Below are 16,207 nucleotides of genomic sequence, written 5' to 3' on the forward strand. Positions count from 1 at the left end.
CTGGTCGTTGCTGGCGCAGGCCTACGCGCGGTTCGGTGCGCAACCGACGCTGCTGGAACGGGACTTCAATTTCCCGGTGTTCGCCGAGTTGGTCGCCGAACTGCACATCATCCGCCGCCTGCAGGCCGCAGGAGTGAATCGTGGATAAGCCCGGCCTGTTTCAGGAGCAGATCACCTTTGGCCGCTACCTGCGCGACCCCGACCATTGCGCGCCGCCAGGCCACATGGACGCGGCAAGGGCCCAGGTTTACCGCGACCTGATCTTTGCCAATCTGTCGCAATTGCTCAGCGCCACTTTCCCTGTGTTGATCAGGATCCTCGGTGAGGCGCGCTGGCGTCTGCTGGTGCGCAGTTTTCTGCGTGACCATCGCGCGCGCACGCCGAAATTCGGCGAGATCGCCGAGGAGTTCGTGGGCTTTGTGGCGACTGTCCCCCAAGGCGACTGGCCCGGGTTCATGGTCGAGCTGGCACATTACGAATGGGTCGAGATGGCGTTGCAACAGTCCGACGCCGACCCCCTGCCTGTCAGCACTGGCGCAAGCTTACTGGATTGCCCGCTACGCGTTTCGCCCCTCGCCTGGCCATTGGCGTATGCCTGGCCGGTCCAGCAGGTCGGGCCGGATTTCCAGCCGTCGATGCCGCCGGCCCAGCCTACGTTGCTGCTGGTGCGTCGCGGCGAAGACTGGAGCGTGAAGTTTTCCGAACTGAGCCCATTGGCCTGGCGCCTGTTGCAGCGCATAAACGAGCTTCCCGCACTTAATGGCCAGGCCCAGTTGCAAGCCCTTGCACAGGAGGCCGGTGCTGAAGACGTGCCCGCTTTCGTGGCAAGCGGCCTGGCCTTGTTGCAGCAGTTGCACGGGGAGGGCGTGGTGGGAGGGGTGGCCCGGTGAGTGTGAGTCCCGGGCCGAGCACTTACCGGGAGCGGGTCGCATCGCCCGGCCAGCCGGCCTGACCCAGGGCTTTGAGCAGCGTGTGCGTCCAGTCCCGGCACCGCATGGCCGTTGCCTTCGGCGGAGTCGGAGGCCAACAAGGCGTTGATGATCGCTTCCTCGACGGCTTCGGTGGCAGCCAGAAACAACTCGCTGATGTGATCGTTGTTGACCATGCGCAACTGATCGCACGTCGGTGCACCCTTGCCCTCATAAGCGGCTGGCGGCATCTGGTTGCCGGTAGCGAAGGCGATGAAGATGTCGCCACTGTGGTCCTCGTTGCCGCCACCGGTACGGGCCAGGCCGAGGCTGGCGCGTTGGGCCAGGCGCGTGCACTGGTGCGGCAGCAGCGGCGCATCGGTGGCCAGGCACACCACGATCGAGCCCATGCCCGGATACGGCAGCGATGCCTTGAGGAAGGGGGAGTCGGCCTGTTCCATGTAGCGTCCCACCGGATAACCGTCGACCCGCAGTTCATTGCGAATGCCGTGGTTGGCCTGGACGATGGCGCCGACGGTCCAGCCGCCCTGCGCGGCGCTGAGTCGGCGCGAGGAGGTGCCGATGCCGCCCTTGAATTCATGACAGATCATGCCGCTGCCGCCACCCACCGCACCTTCGGTCACCGGGCCGCCGGTCGCGGCTTCCAGGGCCTGGGCGACGTGCTCGGGCTTTACATGGAAGCCGTTGATGTCGCTGAGCAGGCCGTCGAAGGTTTCCAGCACCACCGGCATGTTCCAGTAGAGTCGGCCGTCGTCCGGTTGCTGCTGGCGATCCAGCGCAATCAGCGCATCGCGCACCACGCCCAGGCTGTGGGTGTTGGTGAACGCAATCGGGCTGGTCAACAGGCCGGCTTCGCGAATCCACTCCAGGCCCGTGGCATCGCCGTTGCCATTGAGTACATGGACCCCGGCAAAGCATGGCTGCTGGTTGGTGGAACCCTGCCGCGGTTCGATCAGGGTAACGCCGGTGAGGATGTCGCGACCGCTGGCAGTGCGTCCTCGCACATTGCTGTGACCGACCCGTACGCCGGGCACATCGGTGATGGCATTGAGGGGGCCGGGTTGCAGTTGGCCAAACTGGATGTTCAAGTCGCGGGCACGTGGTTTCATCTGTAGTCTCATCGTCAGGTTGTGGCCAAGTGCGTGCAGAGTACTGGCAGGCAGATTGCTCACCCATTCCCTTCATGGGTTATACAAAAGGGGTAGTGCGTGGACGCGTTGTTGCAGGAATTGCCGGTGCATCAAAGCCTGGCGCGGGTATTTGCCGAGGTGGGGCATGACGGTTTCTGGCGTGCGCTGGTCGATACCCTGCGTTTGCTGGTGCCGCTGGACAACGCGCTGGTGGCGGTGATGCGGGCGGGCAGGGTGCCCAGGCTGCTGATCGACTTCGACTCCAAAGGCAGCGCCACCGAGCACGACGAACTGGCCGACTACAGCGCCGGCATGTACCTGCTGGACCCCTTTTACCAGGTGGCCTGCGCCGGTATCGCCGACGGTTTGCACAGCCTCGAATCAGTGGCGGCTGACCAGTTTCAGCAGAGTGAGTATTACCTCAGCTACTTCCAGCCGGTAGTTGGCGGGGACGAGTTGCAGTTCATGCTCAACATGGACGGCGCGGTACTGGGCCTGTCCCTCGGTCGTTCGACGCGCTTCACGCTCGAAGAGCAGGGCCGGCTATTGTGCGTGCGTGATTGGGTGCTGGCGGCGATCCGCCGTCACGTGCAATTGCTCCCCGCGCTAGCACCCACCGGCGAAGCCGCAGCCGGTGACCTGGCTTCTCTGCTGGACCGCTTCGACGCGCGCCTGACGGTGCGCGAAATTGAAACGGCGCGCCTGATCCTGCAAGGGTTTTCCAGCAAGGCGATCGCCCAGCAGATGGGCATCTCCCCGGAGACCGTGAAGGTTCACCGGCGCAATCTTTATCAAAAGCTCAACGTCAACGGGCATGGCGAGTTGTTCGCGCTGGTGCTGCAGCCGCGTTGAGCTGAAACCGGGTCGTTCTGATCGCGAGCAGGCTCGCTCCCACAGGGATCTTCGCCGGGCGGGGAATACGTGCACGACGCGGGGTCCATGGTGGGAGTGAGCCTGCTCGCGATGCGGGTGCTGCGGTCCTATAGCCGGAACACCAGCGCCTTCAGCCCACACTCGATATCAGCGTCTGGAAACTCCGGCGGGTTTTCCAGCCGCCGCTCGAACCGCAGGCTCGGCGCTTCCCGGGTGACGCCTTCGATGAGGAAGTCTGCACCGAATGCCGGGTCGTTCATGCAGGCCAGCACCGTGCCCTCGGCGCCCAGCAGCTCCGGGAGCCGACGCAGGACTCGCTGGTAATCCTTGGTCAGCAGGAAGCTGCCTTTCTGGAAGGACGGCGGGTCGATGATCACCAGGTCATAGGGCCCCTTGCCGATCACCTTGCCCCAGGACTTGAACAGGTCGTGCCCCAGGAACGTCACCTTGCCCAGGTCGTGCCCGTTGAGTCGGTGATTGTCGCGACCACGGCTCAGGGCCGCGCTGGACATGTCCAGGTTGACCACATGCTCGGCGCCGCCTTCGATTGCTGTCACGGAAAAGCCGCAAGTGTAGGCAAACAGATTGAGTACGCGCTTGCCCTGCGCATTGGCCCGCACCCAGTCGCGCCCGTAGCGCATATCGAGGAACAGGCCGTTGTTCTGCTTGCGGCCCAGGTCCACCCGATAGCGCAGGCCACCCTCGGTGATGGTCATGTCATCGATGGCGTCCCCACCAGCCATTCGGTGGTGCTTTGCGGCAGGTAGCGGTGCTGCAACGCGAGCGTATGTGCGCCGCATGCGACCCAGGCAGGCGAAGCGGCGAGCCGCAACAGGTCTGCCTTCAGCGCCTCCAATTGCGCCGCCTGCGGTTCCTTGAACAGCGACACCAGCACCACCCCCTGCAACCAGTCGACGGTCACTTGCTCCAGGCCCGGCCAGCAACGCCCACGGCCATGGAACAGCCGGCGGGTTTCGGCGGGGGCGTCTGCCAGGGCGGTCAGCAGATGGGCGTGGAGGAGGGCGAGCGCTTCTGGATTCATCGGCCTGGTTCGGTCATTTGAGGGGGCGGCATTTAACCACAACTTGGGCCAGCGCCTGCTTTCCGGGCGTCGGGAGTTATCACGTTTAATTTAACTTTCCGTGAGGATTTGGCGATCTGACGGCCCACATACTCGGCTCCATCGAACACCAGTCGCCGGGAGAGCCACCATGTTGCAGCAACCCTCGGTCAGCACACATCCGCGCTGGCTACGGCTGACTCACTGGCTCAATGCCTTGGCGGTGCTGGTGATGGTCGCCAGCGGCTGGCGCATCTACAACGCCTCCCCGCTCTACGATTTCAGTTTTCCTCCGTCGATCACCCTGGGCGGCTGGCTCGGCGGGGCGCTGCAATGGCATTTCGCGGCGATGTGGTTGCTGGTCATCAATGGCGTCATTTATCTACTGGTCAACCTCATCAGCGGGCGCCTGTCGCGACGGTTTTCCCCCTGTCGCCCAAGGGCATCCGGCACGACGTGCTGGCCGCGCTGCGAGGCAAGTTGGGGCATGCGGACCTGCGTCAGTACAACCAGGTGCAGCGCCTTGCCTACCTGTTTGTGATGCTCGACATCGCGCTGCTGGTGGTTTCCGGGCTGGTGCTGTGGAAGTCCGTGCAGTTTCCGTTGTTGCGCGAGCTGCTGGGCGGCTACGAAGCGGCGCGGCACGTGCACTTTATTGCCATGGCGCTGTTGCTGGGGTTTGTCGCGGTGCACCTGGTGATGGTCGCGCTCGTCCCCAAAACCCTGGTTGCCATGCTATTTGGTCACAAGGAACCCTTATGAAAAAGCGCATTCAAGGACCCGGGCTGGATGAGGCGTCCATTCTCGCCGACGCTCGCAAAATCATCGCCCCGCAAATCGAAGACCCCTCGCGTCGCTCGTTTCTGTTGCGTGGCCTGACCCTCGGCGGGGTGGCGATGTTGTCCGGTTGCAACCTGACCGACAACGACAGCGTCGAGACCGCGTTGTCTTCGATGTCGCGCTTCAACGATCGGGTGCAGGGCTGGTTGTTCAACCCCAATGCACTGGCGCCTACCTATCCGGCGTCGATGATCACCCGGCCATTTCCGTTTAATGCCTTCTACGGCATCGACGAAGCACCGACCGTTGATGCCGACAGTTTCCGACTGGAAGTCACCGGCCTGGTCGCCGACAAACGCAGCTGGCGCCTGGAGGAACTGCGCGCCATGGCCCAGGCCGACCAGATCACCCGGCACATTTGCGTCGAAGGCTGGAGCGCGATCGGTCGCTGGGGCGGTGTGCCTTTCAGCGATTTCCTCAGGCGCATCGGCGCCGATACGCACGCCAGATACGTGGGCTTCAAATGCGCGGACGATTACTACACCAGCATCGACATGGCCACCGCGCTGCACCCGCAAACCCTGCTGGCGCTGACCTACGACGGCGCGGTGCTGCCGCGGGAGTACGGCTTCCCAATGAAGCTGCGCATGCCCACCAAGCTGGGCTACAAAAATCCCAAGCATATCCAGGCGATTTTCGTCAGTAACACCTACACCGGCGGCTACTGGGAAGACCAGGGTTACAACTGGTTCGGTGGCAGCTGACCGACATCCGCCAGGTTCATCCGCGCAGCCCGTGTTGCGCACATTCGCACCTCAGCTCCAGGAGATTCATCATGAAAAAACTGACCAGCATTGCCCTGTCCCTGTGCCTCGCAGCAGGGGCCGCCAGCGTGTTCGCCGCCGATACCATGAGTCAGGAAGGCATGAGCAAGGACTCGATGTCCAGGGACGCGATGAAAAAAGACTCGATGAACAAAGACAGCATGAGCAAGGACGCCGTGAAGCAGGACAGCATGTCCAAGGACGGGATGAAAAAGGACAGCATGTCCAAAGACGGGATGAAAAAGGACGCAATGTCCAAAGACGCCATGAAAAAGGACGACATGGCCAAGTGATCTTCGCTTCGCGAACGGCTGGACGCCTGATTTCGTCGACTGCCTGTATCAAAAATGAATTTCCGCCGAGTCCGCTGCTCATACCTGTAAGCAGCGGATTTGAGCCCGCGAAATTTTTGAGCAATCAGGGAGTGGCACCGTCATGAGTCCAGTCACAACGGCAAACGATCACCTTCCCGACGGGTTGATTCTTGTGGTCGAGGATGATCCGTTGATCCTGGAGTTTCTCTGCGAAATTCTTCAGGACGAAGGTTTTACCGTTGAACCCCAGATCAGTGCGGACGCTGCAGTGGTCTATCTGGAGCAGCACTGCGACAAGGTCAGTTTGTTGCTGACCGATATCACCATGCCCGGCACCCTCAACGGCGCCGACCTGGCGAATCTGGTCGGCGATCGCTGGCCGGACAAGCCGATCATGATCATGTCAGGGTTCGAAACGCCGGAGACTTCCGGGGTCCGGCACGACGTTTCTTTCATCAAGAAACCCTGGGCGCTCGGGCAATTGCTCGATTGCGTTGAAGGGGCGCTGAAGAAAGCCCCGGTGCAACGTTGATCCTGTACATTGGGTGAAACCCCGCCCGTTACCTGGATAGGAAGTCTGCTTTTGCCTGCTGACGACGCTGTTTTCAATCGCGCTTACCGCGCCTTTCTCTTCGACATGGATGGCACCGTTCTCAACTCCATTGCTGCCGCCGAGCGAATCTGGACCACCTGGGCCCTGCGCCACGGCATCGATGTCGCATCATTCCTGCCCACCATCCATGGCGCCCGCGCCATCGACACGGTTAACCGTCAAGGTTTGCCGGGCATTGATGCACAGGCAGAAGCAGCCTGGGTCACCCAGGCCGAGATCGAGGATGTAGAGGGCATTGTCGAGGTGTCGGGGGCCGCGCGATTCTTGCGGTCGCTACCGCCCAGGCAGTGGGCGATCGTGACATCGGCGCCCAAGGCATTGGCTTTGCGGCGGATGGCAGCGGCCGGTGTGCCTGCGCCGGACGTGATCATCACCGCCGAGGATGTCAGCGCGGGCAAGCCTGATCCTGCCGGTTACAAACTGGCGGCTGAGCGGTTGGGCGTAGAGATTGGCGAGTGCCTGATTTTTGAAGATGCCAGTGTGGGCATCCAGGCGGCTGAGGCGTCCGGCGCTGATTTGCTGGTGATCACGTCGACGCATCCGCACCCGATGGATACGCCCCACGCAACACTGGAAAGCTATGAGCGGGTGGGTGTTGCGGTGGATGTAGGCGGGCAATTGACCTTGCAAAAGCGCTAAGACAACTCCGCCGGTATGGGCTGCCGCAAGCTGCGTTAACAACTGCGTCCGTAGGAGCTGCGGCAGGCTGCGTTAACAACTGCGTCCGTAGGAGCTGCGGCAGGCTGCGTTAACAACTGCGTCCGTAGGAGCTGCCGCAGGCTGCGATCTTTTGATCTTCAGCAATTACGAAAAATCAAAAGATCGCAGCCTTCGGCAGCTCCTACAGAATCAAAAGATCGCAGCCTTTGGCAGCTCCTACGGGGAGCTGCAGGACGTGTCGGGCTGGCTTACTGCCCCGACGCAGCACCATCGTTGATCAGGATGGCCCGGGCCAGGTCTTCATCGGTGGCGTTCAGGCCGGGATTGTCCTGGCGAATCTGATGCATCACCGACTCCAGATACACCCCGCGAATGGCGCCGCCGCTGGCAACGAAGCTTGAGGCATCATCCTTGGCTGGAATCATCAATTTGTGATCCTTGAACGTGGAATACAGCGACGCTGAAACCCCGGCCGAAGTGGCGACATCGCCGGCATCGACTTTGGCCATGGCAGAACCGAACGGCAAGCAAAGTACCAGTGAAGAGATCAGAACAAGACGGCGCATGACGGTGTCCTCCGACAGCTTGAAGCATAAGGGAATTACCACATACCTTAAGATGCATGTCGGGGCTCACTAGTTCCTTGAGCGGCAGATAATCATTTCAGACAACAAAACCTACCCGGCATTTCAAGGCCCCCGCGCACGTATGCAGGCCCTGGCAGGCGGATGCCGTGGGATACCGCAACGCAGATAGATTGCGCGCAGCTGTCTGTTTCCCCAAAGCGTTACCTGTACCGGTGATCAGCGCCCAGGCTGGCGGGGCTCGGCGGGTCTAAACTTGGCAGTGCGCCCATCGCAATGGGAGAACTGCAATGATCAATACAGCTACTGCCTGCATGCTGACCGATTACAAGCGCTGGGCGGACCTGCGCCTGTTCGACAGCCTCGCCGCGCTGCCACCCGGTGAAGTCGATAGGCAACGGGTCTCGGTGTTCAACAATATGATTGGCACCTTGAACCACATCTACGTGGTGGACTGTATCTGGCAAGCCCACCTGGAGGGCCGCGGACACGGTTTCAAGACGTCACACGATCTGCTCCACGCTGACCTGCCGGACCTGCGCCAGGCCCAGAAGGACATTGATCACTGGTACTGCGACTGGAGCGCCAGGCAAACCGATGCCTCGCTGCTCAAACCGGTCGAGTTCGCATTCGTTTCCGGCGAAAACGGCACCATGAGCGCCGGCGCGATGCTGATGCACGTGATCAACCATGCCAGCTATCACCGTGGCTGGGTGGTGCAGATGTACTTCGAGATCCCGGCCATGCCACCGGTAACGGATCTGCCGGTATTCCTGCGCGAACATGATCCGCAGTTGAAGACGCAGAAAGCACCGGCGGCGGCGCCGACATGTGTCGGGCTATTCGCGAGCGCCACCAACGTTCTGCCGGATCGTTATCGTTGACGCCGTTTCACCCCTCGACAGCGGCGGCAGCACAATGTCGAAGGGTGGAGCGTCGGCACGCAACTGGCTGCTGCTTTCGATCAAACTTTACTCGGTCAGCACCTTCCTGAACGTCTCCACCAACGGCCGCAAGTTGATCCGGTGCCAGGCCGCCCACAACGGCGTGGTAAACGCTATCCACGGGACCTCCCGTAACACCACCCCTGGTGGTGCATTTCGACTCAAGCCTTTCTGAATCATCGCAATCCCCAGCCCCGACGCCACCAGCCCCAGCGCCGTAAACGGCTCGGTTGCCTGCATGCGTACATCCGGGGTGAAACCGGCGCGGATGCACGCGCTGACAAACTCATCACTCGCATCCTGACGTGGTTGCACGCCGATCCATTCCTGCCCGGCCAGATCCTGCGGGCTTAGCATGCTTTGCCGTGCCAGCGGATGGTGCTCCGGCAGGGCCAGCAGCATCGGGTCATCGAGCACCTGAAAACCCAGCAAGTCCGGGTCGTCATCGGTCGGCGGCTCGCTCACCAGGGCGATATCGAGACTACGCTGACGCAGGCCTTCGAGTTGTTCGGCGCAGCTCAGGTTGTACAGCGCGACGTGCACGCCTGGTCGGTCTGCCCGCAGCACGCGCAAGGCATTGGGTAGCACCCCGGCGTGCATGGCGTTTTCGATGTAACCGATGCACAGGCCGCCTTCCTCACCGCGACCCAGGCGTTTGCCAAGGGATTCCAGGCGGTTGGCATGGGTCAGCAGGGCGCGGGTTTCGGCAAGGAAGGTCTGGCCGTCGCGGGTCAGGCGGATGCGTTGCTGGCTGCGCTCGAACAGGGTCAGCCCCAGGCGTTCTTCGAGCTGGGCGATCTGCCGGCTCAAGGGCGACTGGGAAATGTGCAGGCGCTCGGCGGCGCGGCCGACATGCTCTTCTTCGGCGACAGCGACGAAGTAACGCAGTTGGCGGATGTCGATCATGTCAGACCCTCAGGGACTCAAGTGCTGCACATTATGTCTTGGACGGTCCGATCATCACAATCCAGAATCTGCTCAACGGTCGATTGACCGATCTCTGAATACGACGAGGTTTGCATCATGAGCTTGAAAGACAAACTGCCCGGCCAACTCGGTTTCGGTACTGCCCCACTGGGCAACATGTTCCGCGCGATTCCCGAGGAAGAAGCGCAAGCCACCGTGCACGGAGCCTGGGATGCCGGCGTGCGATATTTCGACACCGCGCCATTTTATGGCTCGGGCCTGGCGGAAATGCGCTTGGGTGCGGCGCTGGCTGGGTGCAAGCGCGACGACTATGTGTTGAGTAGCAAAGTCGGGCGGGTAATTCTCGATGAGGTCGAGGATGCCGCGGCACGGGACCTGGGCGAGAAGAGCGGAGTGTTCGAACACGGCCGGCCTAACAAAATCGTCAATGACTACAGCGCCGACGCGACGCTGCGCTCAATTGAAGACAGCCTCGAACGCCTGCAAACCGATCGCCTGGATATCGTCTGGGTGCATGATATTGCCCAGGATTTCTACGGGGACCAATGGCTCGAGTACTTCAATCAGGCCCGCACCGGTGCCTTCAAGGTGCTGACACGCCTGCGTGAAGAAGGGGTTATCAAGGGCTGGGGGCTGGGGGTGAACAAGGTCGAGCCCTGTGAGCTGACTCTGGACCTGGCCGAAGCGCAGCCGGATGGTTTTCTGCTGGCCGGGCGCTATACCTTGCTTGATCACGACCGGGCCCTGCAGCGCTTGATGGCGTCAGCGCTGGCGCAGAATGTCGAGATCGTGGTCGGTGGCCCTTACAGTTCCGGGATCCTGGCGGGCGGTGCACATTTTGAGTACCAGAAGGCCAGCCCGCAGATCGTCAGCAAGGTCGAACAGATCAAAGCGCATTGCCGCGGCCCATGGTGTCGACGTCAAGGCTGCTGCGTTGCAGTTCAGCCTGGCTAACCCGGCAGTGGCGGCGGTCATTCCAGGTTCCAGTCGGCCGGGGCGGATTGCCGAGGATGTGGCGGCGCTGTCGGCGGTTATTCCTGCGGCGTTCTGGCAGGCAATGCGTGAAGCGAAACTGGTGTCCGAGCGGGCGCCGTTGCCAACGATGGGAGCTTGAAGATGAAAATTGATCTGAGCGAAAAACTGGCCATTGTCAGTGGCAGTACGGCCGGTATTGGCCTGGGCATCAGCAAGGCGCTGGCCGAATCCGGTGCAACGGTGGTGGTGATCGGCCGGGATACGGCCAAGGTCGAGCAGGCCCTTGAGAGCATTCGCCAGCGCGTGCCGGGCGCGCAGGTGCGGGGCCTGACGGCGGACCTTGGGACCGCAGAAGGGGCAGCGCAGCTGTTCGCTGCCGAGCCGCGGGCGGACATACTGGTGAATAACCTGGGGATCTTCAACGAGGTGGATTTCTTCGACGCGCCGGACAGTGAATGGACGCGCTTTTATGAAGTCAACGTGATCTCCGGCGTGCGCCTGTCCCGGCATTATGTGCCGGACATGGTCAAGCAAGGCTGGGGCCGGGTAATTTTCCTCTCCTCGGAATCCGGGGTGGCGACGCCGGCCGACATGATCAATTACGGCGTGACCAAGAGTGCTAACCTCGCGGTGTCCCACGGTCTGGCCAAGCGGCTGGCGGGCACCGGTGTGACGGTCAACGCGATCTTGCCCGGCCCGACGTTCACCGACGGCCTGGAGCAGATGCTCAAGGATGCCACCGCCGAATCCGGCCGCAGCGCCCGGGAGGAAGCTGACGCCTTTGTGCGCAAGGCGCGCCCGACTTCGATTATCCAGCGCGTGGCAGATGTCGAGGAGGTTGCCAATCTTGTGGCCTACATCGCTTCGCCATTGTCTTCGGCCACCACCGGCGCTGCTCTGCGTGTCGATGGCGGTGTTGTCGACAGCATGGCAATCTGATTTTTTGATTGATTGATGGATTGAGAGAGAACCTATATGCCAACAGCATCTGCAACCATCGACATCCCGGCTTCGGCCGATCAGGTCTGGCAATTGATCGGCGGTTTCAACACGCTGCCGGACTGGCTGCCGTTCATTCCCAATAGTGAGTTGAGCGAAGGCGGGCGCGTGCGCACCCTGCAAACCTCGGACGGCGCGGTAGTGGTTGAGCGGCTTGAGTCCTTTGATAACGCCGGGAAGACTTACAGTTACTCGATTTTGCAGGCGCCGTTTCCGGCCACTGATTATCTGGCGACGATCCGCGTTGAGGCTCAGGGCGAGGGTGCGCGCGTGACGTGGTCGGGGCAGTTTGTACCGGTGGGCGTGACCGAGGAGGAAGTGGTGGCGTTGTTCAGCGGGATTTACCACGGTGGCGTGCAAGCTTTGCGGGCCAATTATCCGGGGTAACCCCGATCGACATGGGGCCAGTGTGGGAGCGGGCTTGCCCGCGATGGCGGTGGGTCAGGCAACGCACATTTTGAATGTGCCAGCCTCATCGCGATCCATCGCCCCATGAACCTCAGGTCTGGGCAATGGGCGGTTGCCGGCACTCAAGCACCAGCCGAGCGCCGCCCAGTTCGCTTTCACCGAGGTCCAGGGTGAAGCCATGCAAACTGACAATCGCGGCCACAATCGACAGGCCCAAACCAAAACCACCCTGCGGTTGCCCACCCTCGGCGCGATAGAAACGCTGGAACACCGCCTCACGCTCAGCCTCCGGGATGCCCGGCCCTGAATCGTGCACTTCAATCCGCGTCTGGCCACCGGTATTCACGCCACGCAACATCACCGTACCGCCCGGAGGGGTGAATTTGATCGAGTTGCTCAACAGGTTCGCCAATGCCTCAAACAGCAATGCCCGATCACCGTTCAACGGCGGCAACGTCTCCGGCATGTTCAGCTCGAAACGCAGCTCACCTTCCTCAGCCAGTGGCAAATAAAACTCGTGCAGTTCTTCCAGCAACGACACCGGATTCAGCTCGACAAACCCTGAGCGACGCTGCCGATCTTCCAGCTCGGAAATCCGCAACAGCCCGCGAAACCGCGCCATCAGCGTATCCGCTTCGGCCAGCACCAGATCCAGTTGCGCCGCCTCCTGGGAACCTTCACCAGCCTGTTGCTGCATGCGATACAACTGCGCGCGCAAGCGGGTCAGCGGTGTGCGCAAATCATGGGCGATGTTGTCGCACACGCCTTTGACTTCATTCATCAAACGCTCGATGCGCTCAAGCATGGCGTTGACGATGGCCGCGAGCATGTCCAGTTCATCACGGCGATTGGACAGCGGTAAACGGTGAGTCAGGTCGCCGGCCACAATCGACTGCGCACTGGCCTGAATCGCCCGGATCCGCCGCAAGGGCCGCCGGCGCAACAAATGCCAACCGGCAATCCCCGGCAGAATCGTCAGCGACACGCCCCAGAACAACGCGTGCAAAATAATCCGCGTTACCGCGAACAACGAACCGTTGTCGCGCAGCAATACCAGCCAACGACCGTCGCGGGTTTGCGTGGCGACGGCATCGCAGCTGTCATTGGGCAGGGTCGGATCATCGGAGTCGGCGCAGTCGGCGAGCATGTGGATCTTGCCGTCCAGTGGCAGGCCCTCGGGGATCTGCTGTAGCGCGCCGCCGAGGTAGCGGTGCTGATCGTCAAACAGGCCATAAGCGTCGATGCCACGAATGTCGAAGGTCATGCTCGCGGCGAGCGCCTCTTCCAGTTGCTCACCGCGAAAGTGTGAAAACAGATGCTGACGTTGCATCAACGAATGCTTGGCAAGATTGTCGAGGTAGCCGGAAACCTCGTAATACATGACCCCCATGAGGATCGCGCTCCAGGCCACGAACAACGAACTGTACAGCGCCAGCAAACGGCTGCTGGAAGAGCGCCAACCGTCAGACGGGTTCGGCAATGACATAACCTGAGCCCCGTACCGTGCGGATCAGCGGCACGTTGCCCACCGCGTCGATTTTCTTGCGCAGACGGCCGATGTGCACGTCGATGAGGTTGGTGCCCGGGTCGAAGTGATAACCCCAGACTTCTTCGAAAATCATCATCCGCGAGAGAATCTGGCCGCTGTTGCGCATCAGAAATTCGAGCAATTTGTATTCGGTCGGCAACAGCGTCAGCACCTGCTCGGCGCGGCGCGCTTCGTGGCTGATCAAATCCAGTTGCAGATCGGCCACCTGCAAGGTTGTCGCTTGCGTCGCGACGCTGTTCTGCCGGCGCAGCAACACTTCAACCCGCGCCGCCATTTCATCGGTAGCGAACGGCTTGGTCAGGTAATCGTCACCGCCTGCGCGCAGCCCGCGAACCCGCTCATCGACGTCGGAGAGGGCGCTGATCATCAGAATCGGCGTGGCCACGCCCATGGTGCGCAGCGTGGTGACGATGGCCAGGCCATCGAGTTCCGGCAACATGCGGTCGAGGGTAATCAAGTCGTAATTGCCGCTCACGGCGCGGTCCAGGCCTTCACGGCCATTGTCGACCCAGTCGACGTCCAGACCGTGGCTGCTGAGTTCGGCGACGATTTCCCGAGCGGTTACGGCGTCGTCTTCGATGGTCAATATACGAGTCATAGGGCAGGCCTTGATCGGTTCAAACGGAATGGCAGCATTTTGCCAAGAAAACAGCTCGTTCTTTCTAAATAAAAATTCATCCGCAAATGCAATGCATAAAACCCGCTGATATCGACGTTTTGTTGCAATTTGCATGATGCTGGCAAGTTCAATTTTTATAAGCTATTGAAAAATATAGTTTTATTAAAAAATCGCGCTTGGCACGCCGACTGCAATTGTTCAGGCAGCTACTTGTAACAATATCTTTCCTGCCTGGAGCGACACAATAATGAATAGATCCTCGGATGGTTTCTATCCTGCCGCAGAAGAATCAAACGCGCGGTCGGGCGTTTCCTGGGGTGCGATTTTTGCCGGTGCCGCTGCGGCGGCGGCGTTGTCGCTGATCCTCGTATTGCTGGGCTTTGGCCTTGGCTTCTCGGCGGTTTCGCCATGGGCCAACGAAGGCGTAAGCGCCAAGGGGCTGGGCATTTCCACGATCGTCTGGCTGGCCTTCACACAAATCGTCGCATCGGGCCTCGGTGGCTACATTGCGGGCCGTCTGCGGGTCAAATGGGCCAACATGCACGGCGATGAAGTTTACTTCCGTGATACCGCCCACGGCTTCCTTTCGTGGTGCGTTGCAACGTTGGTGGCCGCGACCCTGGTGGTCGGTTCGGTAAGCAGCATCATCAGTGGTGGCGTGCAAGCCGGTGCCAGTGTGGTCGGGGGTGCAGCCAGCATGGCTACCCAGGCAGCAGGTTCGGCAGCGGGCAACACCGACAGTGACCAGTATGGTTACTTCATCGACAGCCTGTTCCGTGATGATCGTCCAGCCGCCGTCAGCGATGACGCCGCCCGTGGCACCGTCACCCGCATCTTCGTACGCAGCCTGAACGACGGCCAACTCGCCGCCGAAGACCGTACCTACCTTGCACAACTGGTTGCCCAGCGTACCAACCTGACCCAGGCCGATGCCGAGCGTCGTGTTGACGAAGTGTATGCCCGTACCCAGAAAGCCGTGGCCGACGCCAAACAGGCTGCCAAGGAAGCGGCTGACACCGCTGCCAAAGTGGCTGCCACTACCACCTTGTGGATGTTTGTTGCGCTGCTGATCGGTGCCTTCTTCGCCAGCCTCGCTGCCACCTTCGGCGGTCGTCGCCGTGATGCCGTGGTGTATGTCGAGTCCGACGCCTACGTCACTACTACCAACTCGATTCGTTAAACCAGGAGAAACCTCATGCGCTCATTACTGTTGTTCTTTCTCGGTGTGCCGATCCCGATCATTATCCTGATCGCCCTGTTTATGCACTGATAGTCCTGGAGCTTGTGCTCCTGCCGCTTCTGCCTCTGGTAGAAGCGGCTTTTTTGTTTAAGGGGATTCATTCGATCGGCGTGTCCAGGAAGGCTTCCAGCTGCTCCGCATATGCTGTAAACGCGCTGATCTGTGGAAACTGCTCACTGTCCACCTGCTCCGGCACCACCAGCCGAGAGAAGCTCCAGGCTACCGCCACGCTGATCCCGGCCTGGTCGATCGAACCATCGGCCTTCAAAGGCGCAAACTCCAGCTCGCGCTCAAGCGCCGAATATGCCGCTGCCAGTTGTCCCTCCACCCGTTCCACCCAGGGTTCATATTGAATCTCGGCGGGCCGCAGGTTGCGTTCGTAATACAGCTGTACGGATTTTTCACAGGCGGCCAACGCCAGGCCAGTCAGGCGCAATGCGCGCAAGCGTTGATCGAGTTCGCCGGGCATCAGGGTCTTGTTCGACCCGGCCAACGCCTCCAGGTAGTCGATGATCAGCGTCGAGTCGATCAGCACATCGCCGTTGTCCAGCACCAGGGTTGGCGCCTTGACCACTGGATTGATCTGCTGGAACTGCTCGAAGTGACGAAACACCGAGACTGATTGATGTTCCAGAGGGATGCCCAGGCACTTGGCACTAATGGCCACGCGCCGCACATAGGGCGAATCGAGCATGCCGATCAGCTTCATGGATACTCTCCTTGGGGTCGGGCTTATGGGATGCTCAACCTTAGCTCAGGTTGGGCGCGGTGCAATAGAT

General features: G+C 61.0%; 16 protein-coding genes and 5 pseudogenes. 13 read left to right on the plus strand and 8 right to left on the minus strand.

The window, feature by feature from the left end:
• Both JFT80_RS16230 and JFT80_RS16235 read left to right on the plus strand, forming a co-directional pair.
• The coding region (locus tag JFT80_RS16230; RefSeq protein ID WP_201148549.1) for a DUF692 family multinuclear iron-containing protein at positions 1-148 on the plus strand (148 nt) is incomplete at its 5' end.
• Positions 141-890, plus strand: a complete 750-nt coding sequence (locus tag JFT80_RS16235; RefSeq protein WP_201148550.1) for a DUF2063 domain-containing protein — start codon at positions 141-143, stop codon at positions 888-890. The genes JFT80_RS16230 and JFT80_RS16235, both read left to right, overlap by 8 nt.
• A gap of 22 nt (positions 891-912) precedes the next feature.
• On the opposite strand, the pseudogene JFT80_RS16240 reads toward JFT80_RS16235, so the two are convergent.
• Positions 913-2,038: pseudogene (locus tag JFT80_RS16240) on the minus strand (P1 family peptidase).
• Between the two features lie 99 nt (positions 2,039-2,137).
• Here JFT80_RS16240 and JFT80_RS16245 point away from each other — a divergent pair.
• Positions 2,138-2,911: a helix-turn-helix transcriptional regulator gene (locus JFT80_RS16245; RefSeq protein ID WP_201148551.1), complete on the plus strand. Its 774-nt coding sequence runs from the start codon at positions 2,138-2,140 to the stop codon at positions 2,909-2,911.
• 128 nt (positions 2,912-3,039) lie between these two features.
• Here the strand turns inward: JFT80_RS16245 and JFT80_RS16250 are convergent.
• Positions 3,040-3,974 (minus strand): annotated as a pseudogene (locus JFT80_RS16250) (class I SAM-dependent methyltransferase).
• A gap of 169 nt (positions 3,975-4,143) precedes the next feature.
• Between JFT80_RS16250 and JFT80_RS16255 the strand changes: the two are divergent.
• From JFT80_RS16255 to JFT80_RS16275, 5 genes and pseudogenes are all read left to right on the plus strand, one after another.
• Positions 4,144-4,754: pseudogene (locus JFT80_RS16255) on the plus strand (cytochrome b/b6 domain-containing protein).
• The gene (locus JFT80_RS16260; RefSeq protein ID WP_122839421.1) at positions 4,751-5,536 is read left to right on the plus strand and encodes a molybdopterin-dependent oxidoreductase; all 786 of its coding nucleotides are present in this window, start codon (positions 4,751-4,753) and stop codon (positions 5,534-5,536) included. Before JFT80_RS16255 ends, JFT80_RS16260 begins: the two are co-directional and overlap by 4 nt.
• 71 nt (positions 5,537-5,607) lie before the next feature.
• The gene (locus tag JFT80_RS16265; protein WP_201148552.1) at positions 5,608-5,889 is read left to right on the plus strand and encodes a pentapeptide MXKDX repeat protein; all 282 of its coding nucleotides are present in this window, start codon (positions 5,608-5,610) and stop codon (positions 5,887-5,889) included.
• A 142-nt stretch (positions 5,890-6,031) separates the two neighbouring features.
• Positions 6,032-6,442: a response regulator gene (locus tag JFT80_RS16270; RefSeq protein WP_201148553.1), complete on the plus strand. Its 411-nt coding sequence runs from the start codon at positions 6,032-6,034 to the stop codon at positions 6,440-6,442.
• A gap of 51 nt (positions 6,443-6,493) precedes the next feature.
• A complete protein-coding gene (locus JFT80_RS16275) occupies positions 6,494-7,162 on the plus strand; it encodes an HAD-IA family hydrolase (RefSeq protein ID WP_201148554.1) in 669 nt (222 codons plus the stop codon).
• A 269-nt stretch (positions 7,163-7,431) separates the two neighbouring features.
• On the opposite strand, the gene JFT80_RS16280 is transcribed toward JFT80_RS16275, so the two are convergent.
• The gene (locus JFT80_RS16280) at positions 7,432-7,749 is read right to left on the minus strand and encodes a DUF2388 domain-containing protein (protein ID WP_201148555.1); all 318 of its coding nucleotides are present in this window, start codon (positions 7,747-7,749) and stop codon (positions 7,432-7,434) included.
• A gap of 308 nt (positions 7,750-8,057) precedes the next feature.
• Here JFT80_RS16280 and JFT80_RS16285 point away from each other — a divergent pair, with 308 nt between their 5' ends.
• A complete protein-coding gene (locus tag JFT80_RS16285; RefSeq protein ID WP_201148556.1) occupies positions 8,058-8,651 on the plus strand; it encodes a DinB family protein in 594 nt (197 codons plus the stop codon).
• Here JFT80_RS16285 and JFT80_RS24440 read toward each other — a convergent pair.
• Together JFT80_RS24440 and JFT80_RS16290 are read right to left on the minus strand one after the other, a co-directional pair.
• A pseudogene (locus JFT80_RS24440) lies at positions 8,581-8,738 on the minus strand (LysR family transcriptional regulator); the annotation flags it as partial. The gene JFT80_RS16285 and the pseudogene JFT80_RS24440 overlap by 71 nt on opposite strands.
• Positions 8,739-9,617, minus strand: coding sequence for a LysR substrate-binding domain-containing protein (locus tag JFT80_RS16290; RefSeq protein WP_201148557.1), 879 nt, complete (start codon positions 9,615-9,617; stop codon positions 8,739-8,741).
• A gap of 177 nt (positions 9,618-9,794) precedes the next feature.
• On the opposite strand from JFT80_RS16290, the pseudogene JFT80_RS16295 reads away from it, so the two are divergent.
• From JFT80_RS16295 to JFT80_RS16305, 3 genes and pseudogenes are all read left to right on the plus strand, one after another.
• Positions 9,795-10,752, plus strand: a pseudogene (locus tag JFT80_RS16295) (aldo/keto reductase).
• Positions 10,753-10,754: 2 nt separating this feature from the next.
• Complete coding sequence (locus JFT80_RS16300; protein ID WP_201148558.1) at positions 10,755-11,552, plus strand: SDR family NAD(P)-dependent oxidoreductase; 798 nt, start codon at positions 10,755-10,757, stop codon at positions 11,550-11,552.
• A gap of 36 nt (positions 11,553-11,588) precedes the next feature.
• Positions 11,589-11,999 (plus strand): SRPBCC family protein, encoded by a 411-nt coding sequence (locus JFT80_RS16305; RefSeq protein WP_201148559.1) that lies wholly within the window; start codon positions 11,589-11,591, stop codon positions 11,997-11,999.
• A 112-nt stretch (positions 12,000-12,111) separates the two neighbouring features.
• On the opposite strand, the gene JFT80_RS16310 is transcribed toward JFT80_RS16305, so the two are convergent.
• Entirely contained in the window at positions 12,112-13,506 is a 1,395-nt protein-coding gene (locus JFT80_RS16310) for a HAMP domain-containing sensor histidine kinase (RefSeq protein WP_201148560.1), read from the minus strand.
• Complete coding sequence (locus JFT80_RS16315; RefSeq protein ID WP_201148561.1) at positions 13,484-14,167, minus strand: response regulator transcription factor; 684 nt, start codon at positions 14,165-14,167, stop codon at positions 13,484-13,486. The genes JFT80_RS16310 and JFT80_RS16315 overlap by 23 nt, the downstream gene beginning before the upstream one ends.
• Positions 14,168-14,435: 268 nt before the next feature.
• Here JFT80_RS16315 and JFT80_RS16320 point away from each other — a divergent pair, with 268 nt between their 5' ends.
• The gene (locus JFT80_RS16320; RefSeq protein WP_045060399.1) at positions 14,436-15,368 is read left to right on the plus strand and encodes a hypothetical protein; all 933 of its coding nucleotides are present in this window, start codon (positions 14,436-14,438) and stop codon (positions 15,366-15,368) included.
• A gap of 157 nt (positions 15,369-15,525) precedes the next feature.
• Here the strand turns inward: JFT80_RS16320 and JFT80_RS16325 are convergent, their stop codons facing one another.
• Positions 15,526-16,137, minus strand: a complete 612-nt coding sequence (locus JFT80_RS16325) for a glutathione S-transferase (RefSeq protein ID WP_122839432.1) — start codon at positions 16,135-16,137, stop codon at positions 15,526-15,528.
• Between the last annotated feature and the right edge of the window lie 70 nt (positions 16,138-16,207).

It is taken from the genome of Pseudomonas sp. TH10, assembly GCF_016651255.1.
Classification (GTDB): Bacteria; Pseudomonadota; Gammaproteobacteria; order Pseudomonadales; family Pseudomonadaceae; genus Aquipseudomonas.